The 1,247-nt window shown below is 60.5% G+C and carries 1 protein-coding gene; it reads left to right on the top strand.

Annotated features, from left to right (window positions below; translation table 11 throughout):
- Positions 1 to 99: 99 nt before the first annotated feature.
- On the top strand, positions 100 to 1,182 hold the full coding sequence (locus tag QMK17_RS26250; protein ID WP_283512216.1) for a tyrosine-type recombinase/integrase: 1,083 nt from the start codon (positions 100 to 102) through the stop codon (positions 1,180 to 1,182).
- The last annotated feature ends 65 nt before the right edge of the window (positions 1,183 to 1,247 follow it).

The following is a 1,247-nucleotide window of genomic DNA, read 5'->3' as shown; positions in this document are numbered from 1 at the left end:
TGCCTGTTGACCGGCTAATCCACCCGATTGTTACCGCGAATCGACACGCCGACCCGCGAAATGCTTGATTAGCGGTGACGTTGGGGTTACACCTGTCTCATGATGATTCAGCACGCGCTGCATCTCGAACCCGGCACCGATGTCGCCTGGACACTGTCCGGGGCCCACGCCGGTAGGTACTCGTTGGTCAACGACTACCTCGCTTACCTTTCCGATCGTAACTACTCACCGCGCACCGTCCGCGCCTACGGTTACGACCTGCTGGCCTTTTGTCGGTGGCTCGACTCCGAGACAATCGATTTCGACGCGGTGACCGTGGAGACCGTGCTGGATTTCATGCGATACTGCCGAACGACTCCGATTTCGGGGCGGCCCGCCAACGTCGTGTCCATGACCGGAAAGCGACTCGATCGATACTCCGCGACCACCATCAACCATCGACTCGCCGCCCTGACCAGCATGTTCGCTTTCCGCTCGATGCGTGAGCCAGACCTACGTAGTCCCATTCCGAGTGGCCGCGAGGCCCGGCGAGTGAGCGCAGAAGAACGCAACGCCCTCCTCGGCCACCTCATCCGGCCGAAGAAGCGGTCCGCGCTGCGACTGCGTGAACAACGACTGCTCCCGCGGGCATTGGACCGCAAGGAAACCACCGATCTGCTCTCAAGCTTGCGGACATGGAGAGATCGCTCCATCGCAGGGCTGATGTTGTTGTCCGGATTGAGATCCGGTGAAGTGCTCACCCTCGATGTCACCGATATCGACATCGGCACCAGGTGGATACGGGTGCTCGGCAAAGGCGGCAAAGAGCGCCGCGTCCCACTCGATATCGAAGTCGCGGGATTGATCCAAACATACCTACTCACCGAGAGACCCGAATCAAACTGTGCACGTCTGTTTCTCGTCGCTAAAGGGCCGAACCGGGGACAGTCCTTGACGGCCGCAGGACTGCGCACCATCTTTCGATACCACCGGATCAAATCAGGTGTTCTCGCCGGACACCCGCACGCCCTGCGCCATACCTTCGGAACCGCCATGGCCGAAGCCGGTGTGGATCTGGCAGTGATGCAAGCACTGCTCGGCCACGCGCACGTCGACACCACAGCCCGATACATTCATCTCGCTCCGACACACGTCAAGGCAGAATTCGATGCAGCTCGCACCCGACTACGCACCCGCCCCTGAATCACCGGTAGAGATCTACGATGCCTATCTGGTGCATCTGCAGCGACGGCATCGAGGCAACCCCG

This window comes from Rhodococcus sp. G-MC3 (assembly GCF_030063335.1).
Taxonomy (GTDB): domain Bacteria; phylum Actinomycetota; class Actinomycetes; order Mycobacteriales; family Mycobacteriaceae; genus Rhodococcoides.
The sequence above is the reverse complement of the archived record's forward strand: the minus strand, read 5'-3'. Positions and strand labels throughout refer to the sequence as shown.

Excerpts from the sequence above, each read along its gene's own strand:
- QMK17_RS26250 (WP_283512216.1), top strand. The coding sequence starts at position 100 with ATGATGATTCAGCACGCGCTGCATCTCGAACCCGGCACCGATGTCGCC.